This is a genomic window from Synechococcus sp. RC10A2 (assembly GCF_047502605.1).
Window position 1 is genome coordinate 1 of record NZ_JANSHP010000022.1, and the last position, 965, is coordinate 965.

1 protein-coding gene is annotated in these 965 nt (G+C 45.3%); it reads left to right on the forward strand.

The features are described 5' to 3' along the window. Positions 1–56: 56 nt before the first annotated feature. A protein-coding gene (locus tag NW848_RS02290; protein WP_414510361.1) for an IS630-like element ISSoc15 family transposase occupies positions 57–965 on the forward strand; the annotation gives its coding sequence in 2 pieces (ribosomal slippage) (positions 57–393 and positions 393–965; 910 coding nt annotated over the 2 pieces). This gene is flagged as partial in the annotation.

Consider the following 965-nt stretch of genomic DNA (forward strand, 5'->3'; position numbering starts at 1 on the left):
TACAGCCTTTTAATTTAAAATAGGGTACAGGTATTCAAGAGGAAGGAGAGAAAGGAATGCCGACTCATTCTTTGGATTTGCGGCAAAGAGTTGTAGCAGCCTATCAGGCAGGTAACACCTCCATCCGCCAGGTAGCTAAACGCTTCATGGTGACCAAAAGAACAGTACACCGCTGGGTGCGTCAGTACCAACAAACTCAAGATTTAGCCCCTAAGAAAGCAGGCACCAAGCGAGTGGGCATTTTGGAACAACATCGGCAGGAAGTGATGGCAATTATTACAGAACACCCAGACTTCTACCTGTGGCAGTATCAAGAACTGTTGCGCGAGCGCTTAGGAATCAATGTAAGCATCGTCACGATACATAATTTCTTGAAAAAGCAAGGAATGACTCTAAAAAAAAGACCTACCGCAGTGCAAAAGTCAAAGAAGAGGAGGTGCAAAGGGAACGACTAGCTTATAGTCAAGAAGTCAGGAATATTCCAGCGGAGGATTTGATTGCCATCGACCAGACGGGAGTCTGGGAGGGAATGGAGCGGAGAGTATCTCGGAGTTTACGTGGTCAAAGGGCTTATCATTATCGTCAGAGATACAAGGGTGAAAAGTATACGGTTATTGGAGCTATTTCCTTGAGAGGTGTAGTTGGCTGTCGTGTCATCAAGGGTGGGATGAAGAAAGGAGATTTTTTGGAGTTTTTGAGAAGCGAGCTATGTCCGAAGCTAGATGCGAGGAAGGTTGTGATTATGGACAATTTAAATATCCACAAGAGTCGGGAAGTTGAGGAATTGATTAGGGGGACAGGAGCACGAATCCTATACCTGCCTGTGTATGCGCCGGAGTTGAATCCCATTGAGATGATGTGGTCGGTGTTGAAGCATTTTATTCGGCAGCTTTGCAGAATTGGGAAATATAGCATGGAGCAGATAGTGAAGACTTCTTTACTACTGATCAATCCATCCTCCTTCC